The sequence below is a fragment of the Pseudomonas sp. HMSC057H01 genome (assembly GCF_001836405.1).
Taxonomy (GTDB): Bacteria; Pseudomonadota; Gammaproteobacteria; order Pseudomonadales; family Pseudomonadaceae; genus Pseudomonas; species Pseudomonas aeruginosa.
Genome location: NZ_KV828493.1, coordinates 4,204 through 4,882, shown reverse-complemented (window position 1 = coordinate 4,882; position 679 = coordinate 4,204). Strand labels below are relative to the sequence as shown.

Sequence of the window (679 nt, the reverse complement as noted above, 5' to 3'; positions counted from 1 at the left end):
GCGGCGAGCAGCCGGTGCTGGAGTTGCCGTTCGATCGGCCGCGGCCGGCCCGGCAGAGCCATCGTGGCGCGCAGTTGGGTTTCGAGCTATCGCGGGAACTGGTCGAGGCCGTGAGAGCCTTGGCCCAGCGTGAAGGCGCCAGTAGTTTCATGCTGTTGCTGGCCTCGTTCCAGGCGCTGTTGTATCGCTACAGCGGGCAGGCGGATATCCGTGTCGGTGTGCCGATCGCCAATCGCAACCGCGTGGAGACCGAGCGGCTGATCGGCTTCTTCGTCAACACCCAGGTGCTCAAGGCCGACCTGGACGGTCGGATGGGCTTCGACGAGCTGCTGGCACAGGCCCGCCAACGCGCGCTGGAGGCCCAGGCGCACCAGGACCTGCCGTTCGAGCAACTGGTGGAAGCCTTGCAGCCGGAGCGCAATGCCAGCCATAACCCACTGTTCCAGGTGCTGTTCAACCATCAGAGCGAGATACGCTCGGTGACGCCCGAGGTTCAGTTGGAGGACCTGCGTCTGGAAGGCCTGGCCTGGGACGGCCAGACTGCGCAGTTCGACCTGACGCTGGATATTCAGGAAGACGAAAACGGCATCTGGGCCTCCTTCGACTATGCCACCGATCTGTTCGACGCCTCCACCGTGGAACGCTTGGCCGGCCATTGGCGCAACCTGTTGCGCGGCAT

The 679-nt window shown here is 64.7% G+C and carries 1 protein-coding gene; it reads left to right on the top strand.

Annotation, left to right across the window (positions count from 1 at the left end; translation table 11 throughout):
* The coding region (locus HMPREF2581_RS19085) for a condensation domain-containing protein (protein ID WP_256562911.1) at positions 1 to 679 on the top strand (679 nt) is incomplete at both ends.